This window comes from Mycobacterium sp. IDUB_39, assembly GCF_055419205.1.
The window spans coordinates 93,689-116,481 of sequence record NZ_JBVAXF010000008.1 but is presented as its reverse complement, the minus strand read 5'-3'; the positions used below and the strand labels follow the sequence as shown (position 1 = coordinate 116,481).

Sequence of the window (22,793 nt, the reverse complement as noted above, 5' to 3'; positions counted from 1 at the left end):
CAGTGGGGTACGACCGTTGGACGTTGACGGTATTCGCACCTTTGTGGTGGCCGCCGAGCTGGGCCGGTTTCAAGACGTCGCCGATGATTTGCGCATCACTCCGCAGGCGGTGTCGAAACGCATAGCTGTGCTTGAACGCACGGTGGGAGCAACGCTATTCGTGCGCAGTGTGCACGGCGTGGAGCTCACTTTGGAGGGGCGTTCGTTTCTTCCGCACGCGTTGGAGGTGCTTCGCGCCGCCGACCGGGCACGAAGATCCGTTCAGCCGCAGAGTCGGGCTTTACGCGTCGATGTCACCAATCGTCGTGTTGCCCCCTCGGTCGTGCTGCAGGACTTTCACCGCGCGTACCCCGATGTGAACGTTGAGGTTGTCACGCTGGTCGACAACACCCTCACCGGCGCACTGTCAGCCGCGCAGTCCGGCTCCATTGATGCAGCATTTCGCGCAGTCACCATGCCGGACACCGAACTGCCTCCCGGTCTGAGTACGGTTCGAGCCGTCGATGATGAACTCGAAGTGCTGGTGGGGCCGCGGCACCGGCTCGCTGCTGAAGCCGCCGTCACACCGCATCAACTGCGCGGTTTCAGAGTGTGGATTCCAGGCATCGTCCCTGGAACAGAATGGGCCGCGTTCTACGAGGGCCTCGCAGCAGCATTTGACCTCACGATCGACGGTGACGGTCCGCACTTCGGCGACGAAGCCCTGATGGATCTTCTACGTGAAGATCCCTGCATCGCAACGCTTGTCGGTCATCGTGACCGCTACTTTTGGCCTGACCTGTACGGCCTGCGAAGGATCCCGGTGCGCAACCCCACCCCGGTTTACCCGCACTCGTTGATCTGGCATACCGCGAACCAGCATCCCGGACTCGCTGCGCTGCGTGCCCACCTCGACACATACCGCCAAGCCCAACGACGGGAGCCAAGTACTTGGCTACCAAGTTGGGCGGCGGAGACCGAGGAGACTGCCAGCCGATGAAGTTGGTGCTGCCGGCACGGGACTGTCTGTTGATGACGTCATGGCCGCAGCGGCTATGAGAGGTTGCCAATCTCTCTTAGTCGCGGGGTGTTCGCGTGATCTGAAACAGGTTGGTACATAACGGATGCATAGTGCTGAGCTGACCTACCGTTAGCCGGGGTCGGTCGTACCGGCGGTCAGTTTGTCGACCCAGGGGTGTCGGGGGCTCTCCTCGCGCAATCGCTGAGCGAGCCAAGCGCGGCTTGATTCGTCGAGGCGCGGGAGGCACCGCTCGAGATCGAGGGCGTCCTTGGTCCGGGGGTCCTTCGCTTTGAGTAGGAGTTGAACCTCGGGCCGTAGGTAGGTGATGTCATCGCGTGACCACAGACAGTGACTGAGGGGCCGCGAGATGTGTGTGGCGCGCTTGTAGGCTCAGGTCTCCTCGCGAACGTCTTCGAGCAGGACGTCGTATTCCCACGGATCGGCACCGCTTGCCCGCAACCAGAGGTTGCCGCAGTCAGCTGGAACGCTCGACCCGTCGCGGGGGAGCGGTGTCAGGCTTCCTGCGGCTGCCCACACATCCAGGGTGGCGCCGACGAACCTTACGAAACCTGCTGCCTCCGTGCGCGGGATACCGATGTCGAGGTCTCCGTGCGCGCGTGTGGTTCCGGTGAATGCATCGATCGCCCAGCCGCCGGCGATCCACCACCTGACCGGGTAACCGCGAAGGAAGTTGGCCGCCTGGCGAGGAGTTCGCACCTTCCACGGACCGTACAACCGCACCACCTCGGCATGATCGAGCACGGTAGACAGTATGGCTGCGGACGCGGCCTTCTTGGGGCACCGCGAGTCTCGTCGAATCCGGTAAGCCATGATGGAGATGTGTCGGTGAACGCTTGGCAGTCGGCGGGGCTGTTGCCTGACGATGCGGAGTGGGTGCCCGTCACGACCGGTGAGTCCGGCGCGACGGTGCTACGCGACCGTGACGGTGCGCGCTACGCGAAACTGGTGACACCTGAGCGTTCTGCCGATCTGGTGTCCGAACGTGACCGAATAGTGTGGCTCGGTGATGCCGGCATTCCCGTTGGGGCCGTGCTGGACTGGCGAAGCACCGACGCCGGCGCCTGTCTAGTGACGCGCGCCGTCGGTGGTGTTCCGGCTGACCAACTTGGCGCCGACGCGCTCCGCGAGACCTGGTTGTCAATCACCAACTTGGCACGCGAGTTGCACGACATCGACGCGGCGAGTTCTCCCTTCGAAAGAAGTTTGGCGACGATGATGGCTCTCGCGCGAACAACCGTGGCCGAGAACCGAGTTCAGACTGAGTTCTTGCCGCCTGAACTGCACGAGACCCCGCCAGCGCAAATTCTGAGACAACTCGAAGACGAGTTGCCGCGCCGTACGCAACAGGAGCGCAATGAGTTGGTCGTCTGCCACGGTGATCTATGTCTGCCGAACATTCTCGTCGATCCCGACACCCGACGAGTCTGCGGGCTGATCGACCTTGGCCGGCTTGGACGGGCAGACCCCTATGCCGACATCGCGCTCCTTCTCACGAACGCCCGCGAGACATGGCCCGATGAGCGCGCAGCCCGCCGAGCAGACCGCGAGTTCTCCGATCAGTACGGCATTGACCTAGACGCCGAACGCCTCCGCTTCTACCTGCTCCTCGACCCTTTGACCTGGCCCCGCTGATCATTCTCGTTGACGAAAGCAGCTCAGCTGTTTTAGCTCGGGTCTGCGCCAAGCGGAGGGCACGTTCGCGCTTACAGGGGACGGCAGGTCCTGAGGTAGCTGAGGAACGAGGCCTGCAGGCCAGTCACGTGCGTTTCGTGCAGAATCTCGCTGGTGACCGTTTCGCTGCGTGAGGTGAGGCGGTGAAGCACAATGGCCGTGTTCTTCGCGAGGCTTTGGTAGACGGCCAGGTCTCCGAGAAGCTCTCGGTCGTTGAAGGTCACGTGAAGCTTGGCGGCACGCTGGCTGTCGCCCATCTCTTGGAGCTGGGCGAAGACCTGGCTGTCTTCAGCGATGACGCCGGGGCTGCCCGCTCCGATGCTCGCGAAGAGCGTGGCGCCGGTGAGCCAGGCGTAGAGAGTGAAGAGCCCGCCGTAGGAGTAGCCGAAAAGGCCGTGACCGCTCGCGGCTGTGCCGTAGTCGCGTTCGATCCGCGGGTGCAGTTCCGCGGTGAGGAAACTCAGGAACACATCGGCGTGGGTGTCGCGTAGTTCGGCGAGGTAGGCGTCGGCTTCCTCGCGTGTCCTCATGCCCGCTTCCAGTCCCATCTCCACGGCATCGATGAGTTCCTTGGCGATGGGCTCGCCGGGTGGCACGAAGTCTCTGTTGCGCAGCCGATCCCAGTCCTGTGCTTCCTCGCCCGCGTAGCCGACGCTGACTTGGATGTAGGGCTGGATCCGTTGCATGGGGTCCATCTGGGTGACGATGAGCGGAGCCGTCATGCCCACGGCGAAGTTGCCGTCGAGGACATACACGACAGGCGCTTGCGTCGTGGCGGGGTCGTATCCAGGTGGCGTGGTGACCCAGACGCCGTAGTCATGCCCACCGCTGGAACGCATCTCGAAGTAGTCGGTGTCGGCGAGACAGCCTTGCCACATGGAGCTCATCGAAGGTCCTTCACAACTCGGCCGGCCTCGCGGCACGGCGCCCTCTACGGTTTTCCATTGGATAATTGTTGTCCAATGGATAAACTGTGGGAGTGATCTTGTCAAGCGCGGAACGCAGAGGCGACGCACGCGACCGCCTTCTGGCTCGGCTTCTCGACGCCTACGAGGAGGACCTTCCCTCACCAGAGGTGTCGCTGCGTGAGGTCGCCGCCCGGGTCGAGACCAGCCACGCCCTGCTGCGGTACCACTTCGGGTCACTCTCGGGTGTCTTGGCGGCCATGCTCACGGTGCAGCGATCTCGTGACAACGAGGCGCTTTTCAAGTCCGCCCAGCAGGGCACCTTTGACGACCTCGTCGTGGCGATCTGGCGGGCCTACACCCGCCCGGAGCAGCTGCCGCGTGTCCGCGGGTTCTTTCACGTCGTAGGGCTGGCCGCGTACAACACGGACAACTTTCGTGAGTTCATCGACTCGCTCGACGACTTGACCAAGATGCTGGCCTCGCTCGCGGAACGCGAAGGGCACGAGCCGGAGGATGCGCTGACCATGGCCACCGTCGCCGCTGCCGCGCTTCGTGGCCTGCTCTTACAAAGAGTTCTGACTCCGGCAGCCCGCTCGGAGGACGCGATCGCCTTGATCCTGCGCATGTGCAAGGGCCAATCCGCTTCACGCACACGTCCGGGACCTTGAGCAGGTTGAACCGTCACGTGTTGTCTATGCCCCAACAACAATGACCACCGAAAGAGATCGCAAGCCTGCACAACTGCTCCACGGGTAGCGGTGAGCTGCCGGTTCTGACCACCTGGCCATCCGTCAGGGCTGACAGGTGAAAGGTGTTGGCTCACAGAGTCGGAGGGGTGTGCGCTCGTACAGCGATGAGCCGGTCGCGGAAGCGACTGTCAGCCAGGTTCTGGAACAGGCCCGCTGGACTGGTTCGGCCCGCAACCGTCAACCGTGGCGCTTCGTAGTGGTTTATGACTCAGACACGCGGGACGAACTCGCCCGACTTGGGGCCTACTCTGGGCATCTCGCATCCGCACCCGTCGTAATCGTGGTGCTGAGCCCGGCGCAGCGCCTGCTGGACGAGGTCGGCTCTTCAGTGCGATTCGGCGAGCTTCACTTTCAGGTATTGCGAGATCCCTACGCGCTCATAGGTCCGTCGTTGCTTCGACGAGATCATCGGCAAGGCCGTCGCGGCGTCGATCAGTTCGGGTTTGGTCACGTCATGTGTTTCGCCATTGGCCGATAACGTAGCCCTGCCGGCGGCAAAAACGTTCTGCAGCCAGTCCACTTGGGTCCCGTATGCCAGCGGAATGATGTACCCGTCCGGTATGCGCTGCGCTCCGACCGGTGTCGAGTACTGTTTGCCGGACTTTCTGCCGGTATGCCGGATGGCTGCGGCATACGAATTCTCTCGGCCGGCGCGCGGGCGCATAAGCGAGTTGAGGAAGTACTTGTTGAATGTACGAACCGCACGCAGCAGGGGGCGGGGCCAGGTTCCTGGAGCGATTGCCACACCCCTGACGGTACTCGTCGGACGCGCACGAACGTGCTCGCGCTGGACGCCGCCTTCGGCCGGTGGTAACCGCCGATCTAGACCGGCAGCGAGCTGGCGGGGTGCATCGACGGCCCTCAGATGTCGCGCGCCTCGCCGTCGGGGATCTCGGGATCGATATGCCAGCTGAGAACCGCATCGGCGACAGCATCGCAACAATGATGGACGACAACAGCGACAAACCTCGCAACTGGCTGGACATCTGGGGCGGGGACACGCCACCTCCGCAGTACGTGACATCCCGTTCTGGCGCGTTGGTGAAGAACTGGCCGCGCTGCCGACGGATACTTCTGCTGCGGAGGTGGCGATCCCGCCCGGCGTAAAATGGGGGATGTGTACGTGCTATCCGGACACCTCCCGGCCCATTTTGGCGATCGCGAAAGTCCCTGCCGCGGTGGTGGTCATCGGGATTGGCGCCACCCATGCCGTGGGCGATCTCGGTGACGGTCACGAAGCCGTTGTGGATCGCGAACACTATCCGTTTCTAGCGAAGGGCATTTGACGTGAGTGGCGGCGAGAGCTTGAGAGTTGACCCTGCGGCGTTGACAAGTGCCGCCACTGCTTTCGGTCAGGCAGGTGCGGGGTTGGCGGGCCTGGGTGCCGATGGCCCGCTGGGCGACGCCGCTGCCGCGGTGCCGCAGCTGGCGACCGCGAGCGCCTGCCATAACGCGCAGACCACGGTCGCAGCCGCCACCTCGGCGGTCGCCGAAGCGGCCAACACCTATGGCAGCAACCTGGATATCGCCGCGAGCCGATATGAAGCGCAGGATCAGGCCGCGGCCGCCTCGATCAACAAGGTCGAGTTCCCGGGCGGCTAGCGTTCAGCTGGTGAGTTCGGCGCGGATGTCCTGATCGTCGCCGCTGTGGTCGGCGGCGTTGCGGCACTCTCCATAGATTTCTACGATGCCGCGGTCAGGGTGGTCGGGGTTGGGCGAGACGAGGGCCATCACCTCACCCATATGCATCGCGCGGCCATAGGGCTTCTTCCCGGGCGGGGCTCCGTCGCTCCATCCGTCGGCGGTCATCGCCGCGATGATCTTGTCGATGTAGGCGTTCTTGTCGGCCCCGGCGGGGAAGGTGAATCCCATCTCGACGAGCCCCCGGAATGGGGCGACCCCCTGGTCGGTGCACGCCGAGAACCGAAAGCCGGCGCCCCGCAGCTGCAAACCGACCGACTGGACCAGCCGCTTGGCCGGATCCACGACCTGGGCGCGGGTCTGCTCGTCACTCATCTGCGGCCCGTCCAGGTTGGCCGAACTGTCGGAAAACATTCCGCATCCTCCTAGCAGTAGTGCGCCGGCCACAGCGGCCGCGGCCAGCACGGTGAAGCGGCGCGGGCGGTCAGTACTGGTGGTCTTTGGTGACAGAGCCACGGTCGCCTTCCGGGTCGTTGAGGGCAGGGGTGCCGGGGATTGGAGTGTCCCAGTCGGGCAGGTCGATCGGTGGGAGTCCCGGAAGATCCAGTTTGTCCGGAAGCCCGATGTGCGGCTGCCTGCGCCCCTCGGCGGTCAGCCCGTTGTCGGCCAGTGTGGAGCCGTCACCGTTGGCGATGTCGGTCATGGCCCGCAGCGATTCACTTCCCACGTCGTAGTAGCGGGAGTGGTCGCCGAAGTCCGGCAGCCCGCCCCGCCCGGGAACCTCGGAGTCAAAGCGCACCGACCCGAAACCGTCCCCGGCCGGGTCGCTGCCCAGCCCGGCCTCCAGGCCCAGCGGATAGCCCAGTTCCCGGTTGATGATGTCGGGGATCGGGCCGGCCTGCCCCAGCCAGGACACCGGATCACTGGACGCCGCACCGACATACACCTGACCACCCTCGGGCAGGTGAAAATCCGCGGCGCTCTTGGCCAAATCTGTTCCGGGGCTGCCGATCAGTACCGCGTTGTCGGCCTGCATGCCACTGCCGGCGAACGCGTCGGCCACCGTGGTGGCACCGTAGGAGTGTCCGACGACGGTGACGTTGGAGGGTCCTCCCTGATGAGTTGCGCTCAGTCCGTTGACGTCGGCGGCCAGCAGGTCGCCACCCGCACGTGCCAGCCCGGGGGTGGCGATGCGGGTGTCGGTGGGGCTGTCGGGTGCGTCATATCCCATCCAGGCGATCACCGACGTCGACTCACCTGGAGCACCCTTACGCATCTGGTCGTACAGGTTGGTGGCATTCTCGCCTTCCAACCAGCCGTCTTCGACGCTACTGCCGGTACCGGGCACCACGACCGCGGTGTTCTGCGCCGTGTCCGGGTTACCGATCGCCACGGCAGCCTTGCCCTGACCATTGAACGCCAGCGGATCGTAGGCCCACAGCATCACCGGGCGGTCCTTCTTGCCTTCGGAGGCCATCTTGTCCAGACCCTTCTGGGTCTGGACGGCGTTGCTGTAGCGGGTGGCATCGGCAGCGCTCAGCCCATAGGCACCCGGGTTGGCCAGCACCTCGTCGGTGGACACCCCGTGCTGCTCGGCCGCATCGCGGACCCGGGTCAGATCATCTTGCAGGACAGCCTGATTCACCTGATCGCGCGCCTCGGCCGGGATTCCGTTGAGATTGCCCAACTCTGGTGGGTGCTCAGCGATGAGCTGATTGCGCTCGTCCTGGCTGAGCGAGTCCCACCACTTCTTGACGTCCTCGGCGCTGGTCCCAGGAGGTGGGAGCTGGCGCGGGTCGCCGAGCGTGCCCGGCGGGGTCGCAGGTACCGGCCCGCCCAAGGCCGCTGTGATGGCTGCCGCGGTCTGGGCGTCGATCTCGGCGAAAACTGCGAGCAGCTTCTGGATGATGGCCGTCCACCCCGGTGCCAGTAGTCGCAGAATTGGCGGAAAGGGGGGCGGTGTGGCGGTGCCATCGTCGGAGACCTGCCAGCCCACGGCGCGCAGCATCTCGACGAGGGACAGCAGCCCGCTGCGGGTGAAAGCCATCTGGGTGCCGCCGGACTGCAGCGCTTGCCGCAGCGCCGAGAGGCGGGCCCGCAGTTCCTCCTGTCGGTTGAGGTTCTGCTCGGCCTTGGCGATGGCGGCGCTGGCCGCCTGTCCCTGCCACGACGCACGCATGTGGGCCAGCGCCTGACGTTGGGAAGCGATCACCACGTCCAGCGTGGAGATCCTGCCGCCGAGGTCAGAGGCGGCAGCGACCAACCGCTCGGGTTGCGACGCCCGCACCGTCGACACCGTCACCGACAACTCCGACCCTCCTCGCGTCTCCGTTCCATCGTCGCACGGGCGCGCGGGCCGCCTGAGCATCAATGGAAGCGCCCACGGCGAGTATCAGCCGAAGTACGCGTAGTCCTGCACCCAGTGGAATCCGCGGCTGCGCAAAGTGAAGCTGTTCGGATCCACGCGTTCCAGGTTGATCACAACCGGACGAGCACGCAGGTGCCCACGTAGTAACAGCCGGTCTGGGGTGGGTCGCTCAGCAGACAGCGTCGCGAAGGGTGGCCGGGGACTGTCCTTCCCGCCGGTTGTGTCTGTCATCGTGGTGAGTTCCAGCTGGCCGTCAGCGAGGAAGTCGGCGCGCACAGGCACCAGTTCACCGTTCATCTGTTGGTAGGTTGCTGTTCCGGGGTCGTCGAAAATCAGTCGCTGCCAGCGGTTCTCGTCGGTGGTCAGCGGCGGCACCGACTGCCCGTCGAGGGTGAAGTCCCGCACGTCCCAGATTCCGTACAGTTCGGACTTCGGGCTGCCTGCGCCGTACTGATCTTGCCAGACCACCCAGCGGTCAAAGCCGGCACCGAATGCGACCCAGATGCCGATGGTCAAAAGAACCCAAGCCGCGATGCGGTTCTTCCGGTCGTCGGTGAACAGTGAGGGTTGCGTCAGCGGTTCGCACGCGCGTTGCAACACAAACACATTGACCAGCCGCCGCAGGTACGGGGCGAGCAGGACCAGGCTGATCAGCAGCAGGTGCGCTGAGAGCAGCTTTTCCGGTACATCGAACGTCATATTCGTCAGGAGGACCTGAGTCATGCTCGCCAGGCTCAATGCGGCGCCAAGCACCGCGGTCCGAGGCACGAACAGCAGCAGCCCGGCGAGGACTTCTGCAGCGCCGAGCGCCATCTCATATGGATAGGAGCTGCCGACCTGTAGCCAAAGCACCGACATGGGACTGAAGCTGCCGTACGGCTGCAACAGCTGTGTCAGCGTGGGGCCGGGCATCTGGATGGGGATCAGCTTGGAGAATCCGAACGACAGCATCTGCCCGCCCAGACACAGCCGAAGGAACAGCGTGAACCACGCCAGCAGACGGGGGTGGGAGGTGCGACGGTCGACGGCAGTCCATACTGCGGTGGTCACCACCGCGGCAACCAGGATGCAGAACACCAGCACCCACATGGCCGCCTGATCTCCGGCTCCGGAGTCCTCGTGCAGCACCGCGTCGACCCCGAACAACGTTCTGCCCACCGAACCGGTGACGGGGTCGGTCAGGGACACAACCCACGGCCCGCTGCGGATCCAGCGGCCGAGGACGCCCAGCAGTTCGAACGGGATATACGTGTTGAGCACGCAGTACAGGCCGAAATAGACGACGCAGAAACGGAACGCGATCCGCCACAGCGGATGCCAGTAGACCCGCGTGGTGAGAGCGTCGACGGATCTGGGCTGAACCTGGCCGAGCGTGCTGGTCACTGCTGCATCCTTGGGTCCTGGGTGGGATCGGCATATAAGGGCGGACATCCGTGATCGACGGCGTCGGGAAACAGTTGGTAGTGTCAAGGTTCGTTGCCGTAGATCTGGCACAGCCCGTACCCGGCACCATTCGTGGACAGCCATGCGGTGGCATCCGACGGCCCGATATCGACCGCGTCCCCTGACACGTGAGCAGACGTGCTGGGGGTGGCCACCCATCGGGCCGCTTCCGCTTCTGACCCGTACTCCACGACCGCCTCGCGAAGCAGCTGATCCTGGTACTTCGGGGAACGCCAGCCGCTGTTGACGACGAACTCGACTCCGTCGCTCATGGCATCGGTTGCAGCGTGGCGCAGGGCAGCGAGCAGATCGGCGTCGAGGTGGACCACAGCCGGAACCTCGTCATCGAAGACCGTCACACCGTCAGGGACGGCGCCGTCATCGACGGTGACTTCCGATACCGCCAGCTGGTCCTCCGGGGCACCTCCTGTCCATGGCGGTCGCGCAGGCGAGGCGATCGACTGGTGGGCGAGGACACCGAGAAGCACCGCGCTGAGCAATACTGCGGCAGCGAGGATGGCGGCTGGCCTGTGGCGGGCTGCTGGTCGTGCCGTTTGGTGGTAGGTCATGGGTTCAGCCCGGCTCGCCAGTTCCCACTGGCCCCGGTAGCGCGGCGGTGAGGAAGTCGTGGCACGCGTCCACGGCGGGCTGGAGTTCGGGGATGCCGCGGGCGCTAACACCGCCCCGCATTTTCGCGGTGTCAATGAGGGGGTCCTGCGCGGTCGCGGGGTCGGGGAAGTCGGGCACGCCGTTGTCGCGGACGCATTGGGCGAACTTGAGCGCAGCTTCCTGCTGCTCGGGAGTACGACCGCCGCCGCCTGGGTCGGCACCGGCCTGGGCGGCGATGGTCAATCCGCCTGCCCCGATCAGGGCGGCCATGGCAAGGGTGACCAGGGGGCGCCGTGTGCTGCGGCATGCGGTGTGTGCTGAATTGCTGTGTGTCATGGTCGCTAGTCAAGGTCTTGTGGTGTTGTCAGCGCGTATGCGGTTTTCGATACGCCGGCGATATGCGATGGCTCGTACCGTGAGGGCATGCGCGTGTTGGTCGTCGAGGATGAGCCCTACATGGCGACCGCTATCCGCGATGGGTTGCGTCTGGAAGCGATCGCCGCGGACATCGCCGGTGACGGTGACACCGCGCTGGAGTTGCTGAGCATCAACGCCTACGACATCGCCGTCCTGGACCGCGACATTCCTGGGCCTTCCGGTGACCAGATCGCCGAACGCATCGTCGCGTCCGGAAGCGGCATACCCATCCTGATGCTCACCGCTGCCGATCGGCTCGACGACAAGGCCTCCGGGTTCGAACTCGGCGCCGACGACTACCTCACCAAACCCTTCGAACTCCGAGAGCTCGTGCTGCGCCTCAGAGCGCTCGACCGCAGACGCGCCAACCCCAGACCACCCGTGCGAGAGATCGCAGGGTTGCGGCTGGATCCCTTCCGGCGCGAGGTCTACCGCGACGGCCGCTACGTCGCGCTCACCCGGAAGCAGTTCGCGGTGCTCGAAGTTCTCATCGCTGCCGAGGGTGGTGTCGTCAGCGCCGAAGCGCTACTGGAACGTGCGTGGGATGAGAACGCCGACCCGTTCACCAACGCCGTTCGCATCACCGTCTCGGCGCTGCGCAGACGGCTCGGCGAACCCGGGATCATCTCCACCGTGGCCGGTGTCGGCTATCGCATCGACACAGCACCCGGCGCCAAACATGAAGGAGGCGTCCGTGGATAGAGCCCCTGGGGTGAGTGTTCGCCTCAAACTCGCCCTCAGCTACGCGGGGTTCCTCATGTTCGCCGGCGCCTTGCTGCTCGCCGCCGTGTGGCTGTTCCTCCTGCGCTACATCCCCGACCGTATGAAGATCATCCCCGGAAGCACGGACAACACGATGACTGATGGTGTGTTTCCCATCCGGTCCAACCTTCTGCATGCCTTCGCTCCCGCGGCGGCCGCAGTGCTGGCGTTCCTGCTGGTGTTGGGTCTCGTCGGAGGGTGGCTTCTCGCCGGCCGGATGCTCAAACCCCTCGCGCGCATCACCGAAGCCACCCGGGTAGCCACCAACGGATCACTCTCGCACCGGATCCGGTTACCGGGCCGCAGAGATGAATTCCGCGAACTCGCCGACACCTTCGACACCATGCTGGAACGGCTCGAAGCTCACGTGGCTGAACAGCAGAGATTCGCAGCCAACGCCTCCCACGAACTACGCACGCCGCTGGCGATCACCCAGACTCTTCTCGACGTGGCCCGCCACGATCGCAACCACAACACCGGCGAACTGGTCGAGCGTCTCCACGCCGTCAACCGCCGAGCGATCGACCTCACTGAAGCACTGCTGCTGCTCAGCCGCGCCGACCAGCGGTCCTTTCCCCGAGAACTCGTCGACCTGTCACTCCTCGCCGAAGAAGCCACGGAGACACTCCTGCCCCTGGCGGAGAAGCATGGTGTCACCTTCGAGACCTCCGGCGAGGTGACCCCTGCGATCGGCTCGCCCGCGCTCCTTCTGCAGATGACGACCAACCTCGTTCACAACGCGATCGTCCACAACCGGCGCGAACAAGGCACCGTGTGGGTGACGACCAGTCTGCACTCCAAGAGCGTGGTGCTCACCGTCGAGAACACCGGCGAAAAGCTCACCCCACAATCAGTTTCCACGCTCGCCGAGCCATTTCAACGCGGCGTAGAACGCATCCGCACGCACCACGAAGGTGTTGGTTTGGGCCTGGCCATCGTGAACAGCATCGCCGAGGCACATGACGGAGCCCTTACCCTGACCCCGCGCACGGCGGGCGGTCTTCGCGTCACCGTGCAACTACCCGCGCGGCCATAGGAGAGCACGGCGGCGGTGATGCTGACCTGAACGCGGCGGCTAATCTCGGTCGCGCCGTCGGAGGAAGTCGATGGCGACCGCTTCGAAGTGGTCCTTGGCTTCGGTCATGGTCCAGTGCCCGCAGGGAAAAATGTGCACTTCGGCGTTCGGTATAAGGCGCATCGGGATCAGGGCCATGTCGAGGGGACTCACGCGATCGTCGCGGCCCCAGGTGAGAAGAGTCGGACACGTGAGCTTGTGGAGGGACGACCAGTACGGTGGCGCGTCGCTTTGAGCCAAGAATCGTTGCTGATCAGCGAATGCCACGGACCCATACATGGCCTTCAGGGTTCGGTGGGTGTCCGGATCGGTGGCAGCCAACCATCGTTCCTCGATTAGTTCATCGGTCACCAACGCAGGGTCGGAGACCATTGCCCGCAACCACTGGACCAGTTTGTCCTTCGACGGAGCATCCGCGAATTCCTGCAGCAATCGCACTCCCTCGCTAGCGTTTGGGCCGAAGATGTTGGGACCGATACCGCCGATGGTGACCAGTTTCGTCACCAGCTCAGGCCGCTTGAGGGCCACGTTGACCGCAGCGACGGCGCCCATCGAGTTGGCGACGAACGACGCCTCGGGGATGCCAAGGGAGTTCATGAACCGGACGATCGACGCCGAGGCTGTGATGACGGGGTGGCCGTCCACGGGATCACTTACTCCGAACCCGGGGAATTCGAGGATATAGGTGTGGAAGTGCTGAGCGAACGCGGCGATATTGTGGCGATAGTTGCGCCAACCTGTAACGCCGATCCCAGATCCATGCAGCAGAATCAGAGGCGCGCCGGATCCGGCCTCATGGTATCTGATCACGCCACCTTCGGTGCGAACCTCGCGCTTGCTGTCCTCGTAGCTGATATCCACACCTCCAAACTAGAACATGTTCTAGTCCGGCACGGGACCGGCTGTGTCATAAGCGGACTCGGGAGCCCCGGTAGGAGAAGAGCGTGACCGATTCTCTCGGCAGACCCTGCGACGGCCTGTTCACAGGAACTGCCTGGCACTACGCGCGATACCGGCCCGGCTATCCGGAGGCGTTCGTCGCCGATCTCGTTCAGCGATTCCACCTGGACGGCACCGGGCGACTCCTCGACCTGGGCTGCGGCACCGGCCAACTCACCCTCCCGCTCGCCGAGCACGTCACTGAAGCTGTCGGCATGGACCCCGAACCCGAGATGCTCGCCGAAGCGAATAGGCAGGCGCGGGCGGCTCACGTCACCAATGTGGACTGGGCGCAAGGAAGTTCGGCAGACCTGCCGGGCGAGCTCGGACGCTTCAGGCTGGTGACCATGGGCCGATCGTTCCACTGGATGGACCGCGAACGCGTCCTGACGGCGCTCGATGGCATGGTCGATGCCGGAGGCGGTCTCGTGATCGCCAACGACAGTTGCCTCGTCAGGCCTGCCACGGCATGGCAGCACGCGATCGAGGTCTTCCAAGACCGCTTCCTGCCGCCTGACTGGCGGCCCGGCAGCCCGAACTTGTCCGATGTCGGCGAGCCCCACGAGGAACTGCTGGCTCGCTCACCGTTTCGGCACGTGCATCGGCAGACCTTTGAATTCACCCGTGCGTGGACGATCGAACAGACCATCGGCTATCTCTACTCGACCTCACTGCCACTTCGCCGACTGCTGGGCGAGAGGCGGCCGGCATTCGAACAGGAAGTCGCCGACGCATTGCTCGCGATCGAGCCGAGTGGGCAGTTCACGGAACCTGTCGCCTTGGAAGTCCTGACGGCAACCAAGGGATGGGGCTGACCGGCTCGACCAGTCACCCCGCCACTGCCTCGGGCGGACTGTCGAGTTGACTGTAGCAGTTGTTTCATCTACAACTCGAGGGTGAGGATTTCGGTGGGTGCTCAGGTCTGGACTGGCTATCGAAGCCCTGTGATTGCGGCGGCCCAACACATTTCGAGGTGAACCACCCGTCGGGCAATGCCCGGTCCACTGCCGCCCTGACCCGCTGGGTCGCGGCAATTGCGGGGATCATCGGTTTCCTGCTGTCGGCGATGACGCCGCTACTGCCGGTAGTGCAGACAACCGCGACGTTGAGCTGGCCGCAGGGCGGGCAACTGAACAGTGTCACGGCGCCGCTGATCTCGCAGTCCCCGGTCGCGATGACGGCGACCGTGCCGTGCGACGTGATCTCCCTGTTGCCCCCGTCCGGGGGCGTCGTGTTGGGCACGGCCCCGCGGGACGGTAAGCAGGCCGCGCTCAACGGCTTGTTCGTATCAGCCTCCGCTGAGCGTGTCGACGTGATCGATCGAAACGTGGTGGTGGCCAGCGTGGCCCGCGACCGCGTGCTGTCGGAGCGATGTCAGCGCATCGAGATCACATCCTCGGAGGCGGGCACGTTCGCCACGTTCGTCGGCCTCGCCGATGCCGCGACCGGGCAGGACCTGCGCACCGGCTTCGCCGACCCCAACCTGCGGCCGACGATCGTCGGAGTGTTCACCGATCTGTCCGGACCCGCACCGCCGGGATTGTCGCTCACCGCCACCATCGACACCCGGTTCACCAGCACCCCGACACCGATCAAGCGGGCGGCGATGTTCGGCGGGATCGTCGCGACGATCCTCGCGCTGCTCGCGTTGTGGCGCATCGATCGGGGCGATGGTCGCCGGATGCAGCGGCTGATCCCGACCAGGTGGCGGACGTTCAGCGTCGTCGACACCGTGGTCATCGCGGCCTTCGTGGTGTGGCATGTGATCGGCGCGGGTTCCTCTGATGACGGCTACCAGAGCCAGTACGCCCGCACGGCGGGGCACGCGGGCTACATGGCGAACTATCACCGTTGGTTCGGTAGTCCGGAGGATCCGTTCGGCTGGTACTACGGCGTGCTGGCCTGGATGCACAACGTCAGCGACGTCGGCATCTGGATGCGTCTGCCGGACCTGATCTGCGGGTTGGTGTGCTGGTTGCTGATCTCCCGAGAAGTCCTGCCGCGGTTGGGTCCCGCGGTCGCGACGAGCAAAACAGCGACCTGGGCGGCGGCGCTGGTCCTACTGGGCGCCTGGATGCCGTTCAACAATGGACTGCGCCCCGAGGGGCAGATTGTCACCGGCGCGTTGATCACCTACGTGCTCATCGAACGGGCCATCATCTCGCGTCGGCTGACCCCCGCCGCCCTGGCCATCGTGGCCGCGGCGTTCACCCTCGGAATTCAGCCCACCGGACTGATCGCGGTCGCGGCACTGCTCGCCGGCGGTCGGCCCATCCTGCGCATCGTGGCCCGCAGACGGGCCAGCACCGGTCTGTTGCCGCTGCTCGCGCCGCTGGCTGCCGCGGGGTTCGTCGTGTTGACGATCGTGTTCGCCGATCAGACGCTGGCCTCGGTCATCGAGGCCACCCGGATACGGACCGCTATCGGCCCCAGTCAGGCCTGGTACACAGAAAACCTTCGGTACTACTACCTCATCCTGCCGACGACCGACGCCTCGATCGCACGCCGGTTCGGCTTCCTCATCACGATGTTGTGCGTTCTCACGACCGTCTTCATCATGTTGCGGCGCAAGCGGATCCCCGGGATCGCACGTGGGCCGGTGTGGCGACTCATCGGCATCTTCTTCGCGACCATCTTTGCCCTGATGTTCACCCCCACCAAGTGGATCCACCATTTCGGACTGTTCGCCGGGATCGGCGCCGCCATGGCAGCCCTGGCCACGGTGCTGGTGTCGCGTCAGGTCATGCGGTCGCCGCGTAACCGCATGGCGTTCGTCGCCGTCGTCTGCTTGGTTCTCGGACTGTGCTTCTCGTCCATCAACGGCTGGTGGTACGTGTCGAATTTTGGTGTGCCATTCGGTAATTCGATGCCCTCGATCGGCGGCATCACCATCAGCACCATCTTCTTCGTCCTGTTCGCCCTCACCGCCGTGTGGGCCGCCTGCTGGCACTTTGCACCCGAGCGCGGTGAGAGCAAGTTCGCCGGGGCCGTGACCCATGCCCCCATCGTGGCGGCCGCCGCTCTCATGGTGGTGGTGTTCGTCGGATCCATGGCCGTTGGCGTGGTGCGCCAATTCCCCAGCTATTCCAACGGTCTCGCCAATGCCCGGTCCCTGACCGGTGGGTGCGGGCTGGCTGACTATGTTCTCGTCGAACCCGATCCGAACGCCGGATTCCTCGCACCCTTGACGGGCAATGCCGGGCCACTGGGCCTAGTGGATGGAGACCAATCGACCGGTTTCACCTCGAACGGTGTGCCGATTCACACGGTGGCCGAGTCGATCTGGGCGGGTCAGCCGATGCCGGGCACCGACTACGACTGGGACGCGCCCACCGCGCTCACCACGCCGGGAATCAACGGATCCACCGTCCCTCTGCCCTACGGCCTGGACCCCGCGCGCGTTCCGGTCGTCGGAAGCTACACGGCGGGCCCGCAGCTGCAGAGCCAACTGACGTCCACGTGGTACTCGTTGCCGCCCGCCGACAAGGCCCATCCCCTCATCGTGGTGACCGCGGCGGGGACGATCAGCGGCAACAGTGTCGCCCACGGTCACACCGACGGTCAGCGCGTCGAACTCGAATACGCGCACCTGGGCCCCGACGGGACGCCAACGCCTGCAGGGCGTCTCGTCCCCGACGACATCGGGCCCGCGCCGTCGTGGCGGAACCTGCGCTTCGCCCGCTCTGATTTCCCCAGCGATGCCATCGCGGTGCGGGTGATCGCTGAGGATCACTCGTTGAACCCCGGTGATTGGGTCGCGATCACCCCGCCTCGAGCACCGGTGCTGCGATCAGTCCAGCAGTACGTCGGCACCCAACAGCCCGTCCTGCTGGACTGGGCGGTCGGTTTCGTCTTCCCATGCCAGCGCCCCATGCAGCATGTCAACGGCGTCACCGAGGTACCGCGCTATCGGATCTCCCCGGACTACCGACCCAAACACAATGACACCGACACCTGGCAGGACGGCCGCAACGGCGGTCTATTGGGCATAACCGACCTGCTCCTGCGGGCTCAGGTCATGCCGACCTACCTCTCCGATGACTGGGGCCAGGACTGGGGCTCGCTGCGCAGACTGGAGACCGTCGTCGACGCCGACCCGGCGGACATCACCCTGGGCACCGCCACCCGTAGCGGGCTGTGGAGCCCGGGGCACATCAGGATCGGAGCCTGAAAGCCGGTCCTGTCGAGCGCAATGAGGGTGCCACGGGCACGCCGCTCTGAAGGCGAAGCATTGTTACAGTAACTGGCGTGCCTCGCCCGATCGACCACGCGAAACGCGATGACCTCCTCGACGAGGCCACCGAGGTCCTGGCGCGCACGGGCGTGGTCGACACATCACTGCGGTCACTGGCCACTGAGATGGGAACCAGCGCCCGGATGCTGATCTACTACTTCGGGAGCAAGGAGAACCTCATCCTGTCGGTGCTACGCCGACAGGTCGTCGTCGAGACCGTCCTGCTGTCCACCGTCGAGGAGTTCCGACAATGGTGCCTCGACGACTGGCAGGTGGTCACCCGCGGCCAGAAGCGCGCTAGCGTAAGGATTCTCGAGCAGGTCTTTGGTGCCGCGTGCGGCCAGGACAGCCCGTACGCCGAGTACACCGCCGCGACCCTGGCCCATCTGGTCCGCAATTCGCAGGCCCGCCTGGAAGCCATCGGCATGCCGCCCGAGCTCGCCCTTGCCCGGTCTCGCCTGGCGCTGGCCGCGATCCAGGGACTGGTCATCGAGTACTTCACCACCGACGACCCCAGCGCGGTCGACGAGACCTACCGCCAACTCATCGACGACGTCCTCCTAGCCCCGTACACATCGACTGCCGCCACCCGACGCGACCGCCGCGGTTGACCACGGAGGGTCTTCTAGCTGCAGGATGACCGATGGGTTGTCGCCCTGGGCGGCTGGTTCCGAAGCGTCCTCCGATGATGCTCTTAACGCCCACCGCCGCCAGTGCCGTGCATTCTTGCTGTGGGAGCCCCGGCGCCCAGGCGGTGATCCATTCGGACAGTTCGGCATTGAGCCCATCAACGAGCGCGGCGTAGATGGCGTCTAGGCGAGTCGATCGGCCTGCCGGTAAGGGGCCTCTGTGAGTGCTGGACATGACTTGCTAAAAGCACGGTGGGGATCAGACGTCTCCTGTTCGTCTGCGTCCTGAGCTTGAGCGGTCAACAGAGCGACTCAGAGTTGTCCGATCAGTCGTCGACAGTGCAAATCTCTGGTAAGGGAGTGCGTGTGGATCAGTACAGGCGCGGGGAGCTAGTTTTCGACGTAATCGATGCCGGCCCCACTGACGGACCTGTCGTGATCTTGTTGCACGGCTTCCCCCAGATGAACACCTGCTGGGACGCCGTGATCCCGATACTCACCGCTCGGGGCTACCGGTGTCTCGCACCAAACCAGCGGGGTTACTCCCGCGGCGCACGACCGACACGCCGCCGGGATTACCGAATGTCCGAACTGGTTGGGGACGTCCGCACGCTGATCGACTCCAGCGGCGCGCAGCGTGTACACCTTGTCGGTCACGACTTCGGTGCCCTTGTGACGTGGTTCGCCGCGTCGCAGATGCCCGATCGCTTGGCCACTGCGACAGCGTTGTCGACGCCGCATCCCATCGGCGGCTTTAAGGCGCTTATATCGAGCCGACAGGCTTTCGCGTCCTGGTATGTGTACGTGTTCCAGCTGCCTCGCATCCCTGAGCGGATGTTTGTGGGCAGCCAAGGCACTGCGACCGGACTATCGAAATTCCTTCGAGCGCACGGGCAGACACCCGAGGGCGCCGAGCGCGACGCTCGGGCGATGGCGGCACCGGGTGCGTTCACGGCCGCCGTCAACTGGTACCGGGCGATGCCGCTGAATAACTTCCTTCGCCTCCTTCGCACCAAGATTGCGGTTCCGACGATGCATGTCTTCAGCGACGGTGACACTTTCCTCAGTGCTGAAGGTGCGCATGCGTGCGGCCGCGGTGTCAGCGGCGAGTACCGCTTCGAGATGCTGCACGGAGTGTCTCATTGGATCCCCGACGAGGATTCCAGCGCGGTGGCCAATCTACTGCTCGAATGGTTCGCCGCCCATCCCATCAGAACATGAACGCCGAGCCCATCGACTGCGCCCGCTCCGATGCCACCCTGCAGCCGAACGCACGCCAGGTCTAGACCTTGCCGCCCGGGAACATCGTCTTCACGGCCTGAGTGATGTTGTCGCGGGCAGCGGCCTCACTGGTGGGATCCAGGGAGCTGATCGCCATCACGTAGCGGTGTCCGGGTCCGAATGTGCCTGTGGACACGTGCAATTGATTGGGACCGCTCCAGCAGCAGAACCAGCCCTGCTTGACCGCAACCGGCTCGGCGTAGAGCCCCTCGGGGATGCCGAACCGCTGCGGATACCCGTCGTTGCCCGTCGGTGTGGATTGCGCGAGGTTGCTGATGATGACGTTGGCCTGTTCGGGTGGCAGACCACCGGTGCCATCCAGCAGCATGTCGTAGTAGCGGACCAGATCGCTTGCGGTGCTTGTGGTTACGTCCCAGTGCCCGTTGTGGGGCGCTGTCGTGCCCGCCAACCCGTACCGCGCCTTGATGCGGGCGATGACGGCGTTCCCGCCGCTGCGATCCCAGAAGTTCTGGGCGGCGCTGTCATCGGAGGAGCGCAACATCATGTCGAGTGACTTGCGGTCAGCAGCCGACAGCGTCGTCTTGCCCTGCGACTCCTGCAGCAGCAGGTCGTCGGCGATGAACAGCTTCACCACGGACGCGATCGGGAAAGGGGCGTTGCCCCCACCGGAGACGATCTGGCCGGTGTCACGGTCCATCACAACGGTCTCGATGTCCGCGCCAGACGCGGCCGCGTCGGCGGTGGCTTGACGGACGCGGGCGTCGAGCCCGTCGAGTCCCTCGTGTGGGGCCGTCGGCGGGGCGGGTGGGGCCTCGGGCAAGACCGGGAGCGAGGCCGGCGGGGCGCCGACTGTCGCCTGTGGGATGTCTTCGGCGGCCGGCGGCATACCCCAGACCTGTGCCTCACATCCGCTGACGAGCAGTGCCACACAGACGACGGCAATTCTCGCCATCGCCAGGTTCGGCAGCCGTCGACGCATAAGTCTCCTTCGAGCAAATTCTGATTCAGGGGAGCAGGGCCGACGCTGGCCCCACCGGTTGCCCCAGCGTAATCGGCGGGCTCAGACGTTGCTGAGTGCGCTGAGACCGCAGGCCTCGCTGTTTGGCAAAGTCGACACCGCCCAGCTCGCCGGTCGGCATTCATATCAATCGACGGGTGGACATCGCCGGTATCTCTTCGTAGCCTTGCCGGGACGTCGACAGCCGGGCCAGGATCGGTCCTTGCAGCGAAGGATCGTGACAAGCCGAATGACCCGGGTGCGCCATTCACTGCGGCGAACGGTGTGCGCTCTAACGGCTGCGGTGCTGGTGCTGGCCATGTCGATGAGCGACGTGAAGGCGGACCCTGCGGCTGACGCGTTGTCCAAACTCAACGAGTTGTCCCGTCAGGCGGTGCAGAGTCGCGAGGCCGTCACAACCGCCCAACGCGATGTCGACGCCAGGCTGGCTGCCCAGACGGAGGCCGAAAACCGCCATCGCGCCGACCTGGGCGCCCTCGAGGTCGCGAACGCCCAACTCCAGCCCTATCAGGCCGCCGCCGACCGGCTGGCGGCGATGACCTATATGAGTGGCGGCAACGGCCAGATGGCGGCGGTGCTGACCGCATCCTCGCCGCAGCAACTGATCGACCACCTGTCGCTGCAGCGGGTGGTAGCCGCCGAGACGGCCGCACAGATGAAGGCCTTTCAAACCACACGTGAGCGTGCGGCCACCGCTGCCGGAGCCTCAGAGAGCTCGGCCGCCGACGCCCGCGCCGCGGCCGAGCGGGCCGCCGCGGTGCGTGCAGACCTGCAGGCCAAGTGGAGTGAACTGCTGCGTCAGATCGCCGCGGCAGAGGCGCAGTACGCGGGATTGACGCCGCAACAGCAAGCGGTGGTCGACAACGCGGGCCCGCTTGCGCCGCCGAATGCGCCGGGTCCGGGAGACCCGGCCCTCGCAGCCGCCCGCGTGGACATCCCGGAGGCGTTGCCCGTTGGCGTCGCGTCCGAGGCCGGGTTACAGGCCAACACGATCGTGGCCGCCCGGGCCGTCAGCGCGCAGTTCCCCCAAATCGCCGATATCGATGGGGTCCGGCCGGACTCGAAGCCGTGGCATCCGAGCGGGCTGGCGATCGACATCATGATTCCCAACCCCGAAAGCCCCGAGGGCATCGCGCTCGGAGACCAGATCCTCTCGTTCGCGATGAGCAATGCGGGTCGACTGGGGCTACAGGATGTGATCTGGCGTGGCACGTACTACACGCCGGCCGGTCCGCAAGCCTCCGGTTACGGCCACTTCGACCACGTCCACATCACGACGACGCCACGCCGCTAGTCGACGAGTGCAGGGTTGCCGCCCTCGGACCGCACCACGTCCAGGTGCGCTCGGAAACCGGTCATGAGCGTCTCGAGGCCGAACTCGAAGGTCCTGCGCGCCCGCGCCTCGTCGAAGGAGTCGCGGCCAAGCAACGACTCCAGCACCGGGTAGTTCCCCTCGGTGGGCTGCACCATCTCCACGGGTGCGATCAGGTCCAGCACCGAACCGAGTACGAAGCTCTCCACCACGGTGAACGTCGGGATGATCTCGGATCGGGGCCAGCCGGCGGCGAGCAGCGCCTTCGCCACCACCTCGTACTGAGAGATCAGTTCCGGGGCCTGGACTGGGCTGGTTGCGAGCAGCGGGATGGTCTCGGGGTGTTGGACGAACGCCGCAGCGTATGAGCGCGCCCATTCCGCAAGTGCAACATCCCATTCCTTGGTGGCAAACGCGCTGCAGTCGATCATCGAGACAACGCGCGAGCGCACCCGCTCGATGATGTGTTGCTTGTTCGGGACGTGACTGTAGATCGACGGGGTCTGCACACCGAGCCGTTGGGCGAGCTTGGCGAGGGTGAAGGTGCCCCGGGGGTCGTCACGCATGATGTCCAGCGCCGTGTCGACAATGCGATCTTCGGTCAGGTGCGCCCGAATCTTCTTCGGCGCTGCCATCGTCGTCCTTCCGCGTCCGTCCAGCGAAATTCCTCACGCTAGCACCACGGCCAGAAAGGAAGGATCCGTCCTAATCCTACTAGCTTTGCCTAACTCTGCTAGCTTTTCCTAATCACGTTA

Annotated in this window: 23 protein-coding genes and 1 pseudogene; 13 read left to right on the top strand and 11 right to left on the bottom strand. The window is 65.1% G+C overall.

Going from position 1 to position 22,793, the window contains the following annotated elements:
* Positions 1 to 16: 16 nt before the first annotated feature.
* The gene (locus tag ACZY0X_RS26705; protein WP_463774726.1) at positions 17 to 979 is read left to right on the top strand and encodes a LysR family transcriptional regulator; all 963 of its coding nucleotides are present in this window, start codon (positions 17 to 19) and stop codon (positions 977 to 979) included.
* A 411-nt stretch (positions 980 to 1,390) separates the two neighbouring features.
* Here the strand turns inward: ACZY0X_RS26705 and ACZY0X_RS26700 are convergent, their stop codons facing one another.
* Positions 1,391 to 1,762: a nucleotidyltransferase domain-containing protein gene (locus tag ACZY0X_RS26700; RefSeq protein ID WP_463774725.1), complete on the bottom strand. Its 372-nt coding sequence runs from the start codon at positions 1,760 to 1,762 to the stop codon at positions 1,391 to 1,393.
* A 78-nt stretch (positions 1,763 to 1,840) separates the two neighbouring features.
* Between ACZY0X_RS26700 and ACZY0X_RS26695 the strand changes: the two genes are divergently transcribed.
* Positions 1,841 to 2,653, top strand: a complete 813-nt coding sequence (locus ACZY0X_RS26695) for an APH(3'') family aminoglycoside O-phosphotransferase (RefSeq protein WP_463774723.1) — start codon at positions 1,841 to 1,843, stop codon at positions 2,651 to 2,653.
* A gap of 71 nt (positions 2,654 to 2,724) precedes the next feature.
* Here the strand turns inward: ACZY0X_RS26695 and ACZY0X_RS26690 are convergent, their stop codons facing one another.
* Positions 2,725 to 3,579 carry an alpha/beta hydrolase gene (locus ACZY0X_RS26690; protein ID WP_463774721.1) on the bottom strand — a complete coding sequence of 285 codons (855 nt, stop codon included), beginning with the start codon at positions 3,577 to 3,579 and terminating at the stop codon, positions 2,725 to 2,727.
* Positions 3,580 to 3,671: 92 nt separating this feature from the next.
* On the opposite strand from ACZY0X_RS26690, the gene ACZY0X_RS26685 reads away from it, so the two are divergent.
* Positions 3,672 to 4,268: a TetR/AcrR family transcriptional regulator gene (locus ACZY0X_RS26685; protein ID WP_463774720.1), complete on the top strand. Its 597-nt coding sequence runs from the start codon at positions 3,672 to 3,674 to the stop codon at positions 4,266 to 4,268.
* Between the two features lie 136 nt (positions 4,269 to 4,404).
* A pseudogene (locus tag ACZY0X_RS26680) lies at positions 4,405 to 4,572 on the top strand (nitroreductase family protein); the annotation flags it as partial.
* 102 nt (positions 4,573 to 4,674) lie between these two features.
* On the opposite strand, the gene ACZY0X_RS26675 reads toward ACZY0X_RS26680, so the two are convergent.
* Positions 4,675 to 5,094 carry a nitroreductase family deazaflavin-dependent oxidoreductase gene (locus ACZY0X_RS26675; RefSeq protein WP_463774718.1) on the bottom strand — a complete coding sequence of 140 codons (420 nt, stop codon included), beginning with the start codon at positions 5,092 to 5,094 and terminating at the stop codon, positions 4,675 to 4,677.
* Positions 5,095 to 5,434: 340 nt separating this feature from the next.
* On the opposite strand from ACZY0X_RS26675, the gene ACZY0X_RS26670 reads away from it, so the two are divergent.
* Complete coding sequence (locus ACZY0X_RS26670; protein ID WP_463774716.1) at positions 5,435 to 5,635, top strand: hypothetical protein; 201 nt, start codon at positions 5,435 to 5,437, stop codon at positions 5,633 to 5,635.
* Positions 5,636 to 5,675: 40 nt separating this feature from the next.
* A complete protein-coding gene (locus ACZY0X_RS26665; RefSeq protein WP_463774714.1) occupies positions 5,676 to 5,951 on the top strand; it encodes a hypothetical protein in 276 nt (91 codons plus the stop codon).
* A gap of 3 nt (positions 5,952 to 5,954) precedes the next feature.
* Here ACZY0X_RS26665 and ACZY0X_RS26660 read toward each other — a convergent pair whose 3' ends face one another.
* From ACZY0X_RS26660 to ACZY0X_RS26640, 5 genes are all read right to left on the bottom strand, one after another.
* Positions 5,955 to 6,404, bottom strand: coding sequence for a hypothetical protein (locus ACZY0X_RS26660; RefSeq protein ID WP_463774713.1), 450 nt, complete (start codon positions 6,402 to 6,404; stop codon positions 5,955 to 5,957).
* 70 nt (positions 6,405 to 6,474) lie between these two features.
* Entirely contained in the window at positions 6,475 to 8,298 is a 1,824-nt protein-coding gene (locus ACZY0X_RS26655) for an alpha/beta hydrolase (protein ID WP_463774711.1), read from the bottom strand.
* An 84-nt stretch (positions 8,299 to 8,382) separates the two neighbouring features.
* Positions 8,383 to 9,741: a DoxX family protein gene (locus ACZY0X_RS26650; protein ID WP_463774710.1), complete on the bottom strand. Its 1,359-nt coding sequence runs from the start codon at positions 9,739 to 9,741 to the stop codon at positions 8,383 to 8,385.
* A gap of 83 nt (positions 9,742 to 9,824) precedes the next feature.
* Positions 9,825 to 10,370, bottom strand: coding sequence for a M15 family metallopeptidase (locus tag ACZY0X_RS26645; RefSeq protein WP_463774709.1), 546 nt, complete (start codon positions 10,368 to 10,370; stop codon positions 9,825 to 9,827).
* A gap of 4 nt (positions 10,371 to 10,374) precedes the next feature.
* A complete protein-coding gene (locus ACZY0X_RS26640; RefSeq protein ID WP_463774707.1) occupies positions 10,375 to 10,746 on the bottom strand; it encodes a hypothetical protein in 372 nt (123 codons plus the stop codon).
* Positions 10,747 to 10,833: 87 nt separating this feature from the next.
* Between ACZY0X_RS26640 and ACZY0X_RS26635 the strand changes: the two genes are divergently transcribed.
* Both ACZY0X_RS26635 and ACZY0X_RS26630 read left to right on the top strand, forming a co-directional pair.
* The gene (locus ACZY0X_RS26635) at positions 10,834 to 11,529 is read left to right on the top strand and encodes a response regulator transcription factor (protein WP_463774706.1); all 696 of its coding nucleotides are present in this window, start codon (positions 10,834 to 10,836) and stop codon (positions 11,527 to 11,529) included.
* The gene (locus ACZY0X_RS26630; protein WP_463774705.1) at positions 11,522 to 12,625 is read left to right on the top strand and encodes a sensor histidine kinase; all 1,104 of its coding nucleotides are present in this window, start codon (positions 11,522 to 11,524) and stop codon (positions 12,623 to 12,625) included. Before ACZY0X_RS26635 ends, ACZY0X_RS26630 begins: the two co-directional genes overlap by 8 nt.
* Before the next feature lie 39 nt (positions 12,626 to 12,664).
* Here ACZY0X_RS26630 and ACZY0X_RS26625 read toward each other — a convergent pair whose 3' ends face one another.
* Positions 12,665 to 13,525: an alpha/beta fold hydrolase gene (locus ACZY0X_RS26625; protein WP_463774703.1), complete on the bottom strand. Its 861-nt coding sequence runs from the start codon at positions 13,523 to 13,525 to the stop codon at positions 12,665 to 12,667.
* An 83-nt stretch (positions 13,526 to 13,608) separates the two neighbouring features.
* Between ACZY0X_RS26625 and ACZY0X_RS26620 the strand changes: the two genes are divergently transcribed.
* The 4 genes from ACZY0X_RS26620 to ACZY0X_RS26605 all read left to right on the top strand — a co-directional run bounded on the left by ACZY0X_RS26620 (position 13,609) and on the right by ACZY0X_RS26605 (position 19,687).
* Entirely contained in the window at positions 13,609 to 14,418 is an 810-nt protein-coding gene (locus ACZY0X_RS26620; protein WP_463774702.1) for a class I SAM-dependent methyltransferase, read from the top strand.
* A 158-nt stretch (positions 14,419 to 14,576) separates the two neighbouring features.
* Complete coding sequence (locus ACZY0X_RS26615; RefSeq protein ID WP_463774701.1) at positions 14,577 to 17,774, top strand: arabinosyltransferase domain-containing protein; 3,198 nt, start codon at positions 14,577 to 14,579, stop codon at positions 17,772 to 17,774.
* Positions 17,775 to 17,851: 77 nt separating this feature from the next.
* Entirely contained in the window at positions 17,852 to 18,448 is a 597-nt protein-coding gene (locus tag ACZY0X_RS26610; protein WP_463774700.1) for a TetR/AcrR family transcriptional regulator, read from the top strand.
* Between the two features lie 384 nt (positions 18,449 to 18,832).
* Positions 18,833 to 19,687 (top strand): alpha/beta fold hydrolase, encoded by an 855-nt coding sequence (locus ACZY0X_RS26605; protein ID WP_463774698.1) that lies wholly within the window; start codon positions 18,833 to 18,835, stop codon positions 19,685 to 19,687.
* A 61-nt stretch (positions 19,688 to 19,748) separates the two neighbouring features.
* Here the strand turns inward: ACZY0X_RS26605 and ACZY0X_RS26600 are convergent, their stop codons facing one another.
* Positions 19,749 to 20,687, bottom strand: coding sequence for a serine hydrolase (locus ACZY0X_RS26600; protein WP_463774697.1), 939 nt, complete (start codon positions 20,685 to 20,687; stop codon positions 19,749 to 19,751).
* A gap of 268 nt (positions 20,688 to 20,955) precedes the next feature.
* Between ACZY0X_RS26600 and ACZY0X_RS26595 the strand changes: the two genes are divergently transcribed.
* On the top strand, positions 20,956 to 22,020 hold the full coding sequence (locus ACZY0X_RS26595; RefSeq protein ID WP_463774696.1) for a coiled-coil domain-containing protein: 1,065 nt from the start codon (positions 20,956 to 20,958) through the stop codon (positions 22,018 to 22,020).
* On the opposite strand, the gene ACZY0X_RS26590 is transcribed toward ACZY0X_RS26595, so the two are convergent.
* Positions 22,017 to 22,673 carry a TetR/AcrR family transcriptional regulator C-terminal domain-containing protein gene (locus ACZY0X_RS26590; RefSeq protein WP_463774694.1) on the bottom strand — a complete coding sequence of 219 codons (657 nt, stop codon included), beginning with the start codon at positions 22,671 to 22,673 and terminating at the stop codon, positions 22,017 to 22,019. The two genes, ACZY0X_RS26595 and ACZY0X_RS26590, sit on opposite strands and share 4 nt — an antisense overlap.
* Positions 22,674 to 22,793: the final 120 nt, after the last annotated feature.

Excerpts from the sequence above, each read along its gene's own strand:
- ACZY0X_RS26690 (WP_463774721.1), bottom strand. The coding sequence starts at position 3,579 with ATGAGCTCCATGTGGCAAGGCTGTCTCGCCGACACCGACTACTTCGAG.
- ACZY0X_RS26660 (WP_463774713.1), bottom strand. The coding sequence starts at position 6,404 with ATGTTTTCCGACAGTTCGGCCAACCTGGACGGGCCGCAGATGAGTGAC.
- ACZY0X_RS26645 (WP_463774709.1), bottom strand. The coding sequence starts at position 10,370 with ATGACCTACCACCAAACGGCACGACCAGCAGCCCGCCACAGGCCAGCC.
- ACZY0X_RS26640 (WP_463774707.1), bottom strand. The coding sequence starts at position 10,746 with ATGACACACAGCAATTCAGCACACACCGCATGCCGCAGCACACGGCGC.
- ACZY0X_RS26635 (WP_463774706.1), top strand. The coding sequence starts at position 10,834 with ATGCGCGTGTTGGTCGTCGAGGATGAGCCCTACATGGCGACCGCTATC.
- ACZY0X_RS26600 (WP_463774697.1), bottom strand. The coding sequence starts at position 20,687 with ATGCGTCGACGGCTGCCGAACCTGGCGATGGCGAGAATTGCCGTCGTC.
- ACZY0X_RS26595 (WP_463774696.1), top strand. The coding sequence starts at position 20,956 with ATGACCCGGGTGCGCCATTCACTGCGGCGAACGGTGTGCGCTCTAACG.
- ACZY0X_RS26590 (WP_463774694.1), bottom strand. The coding sequence starts at position 22,673 with ATGGCAGCGCCGAAGAAGATTCGGGCGCACCTGACCGAAGATCGCATT.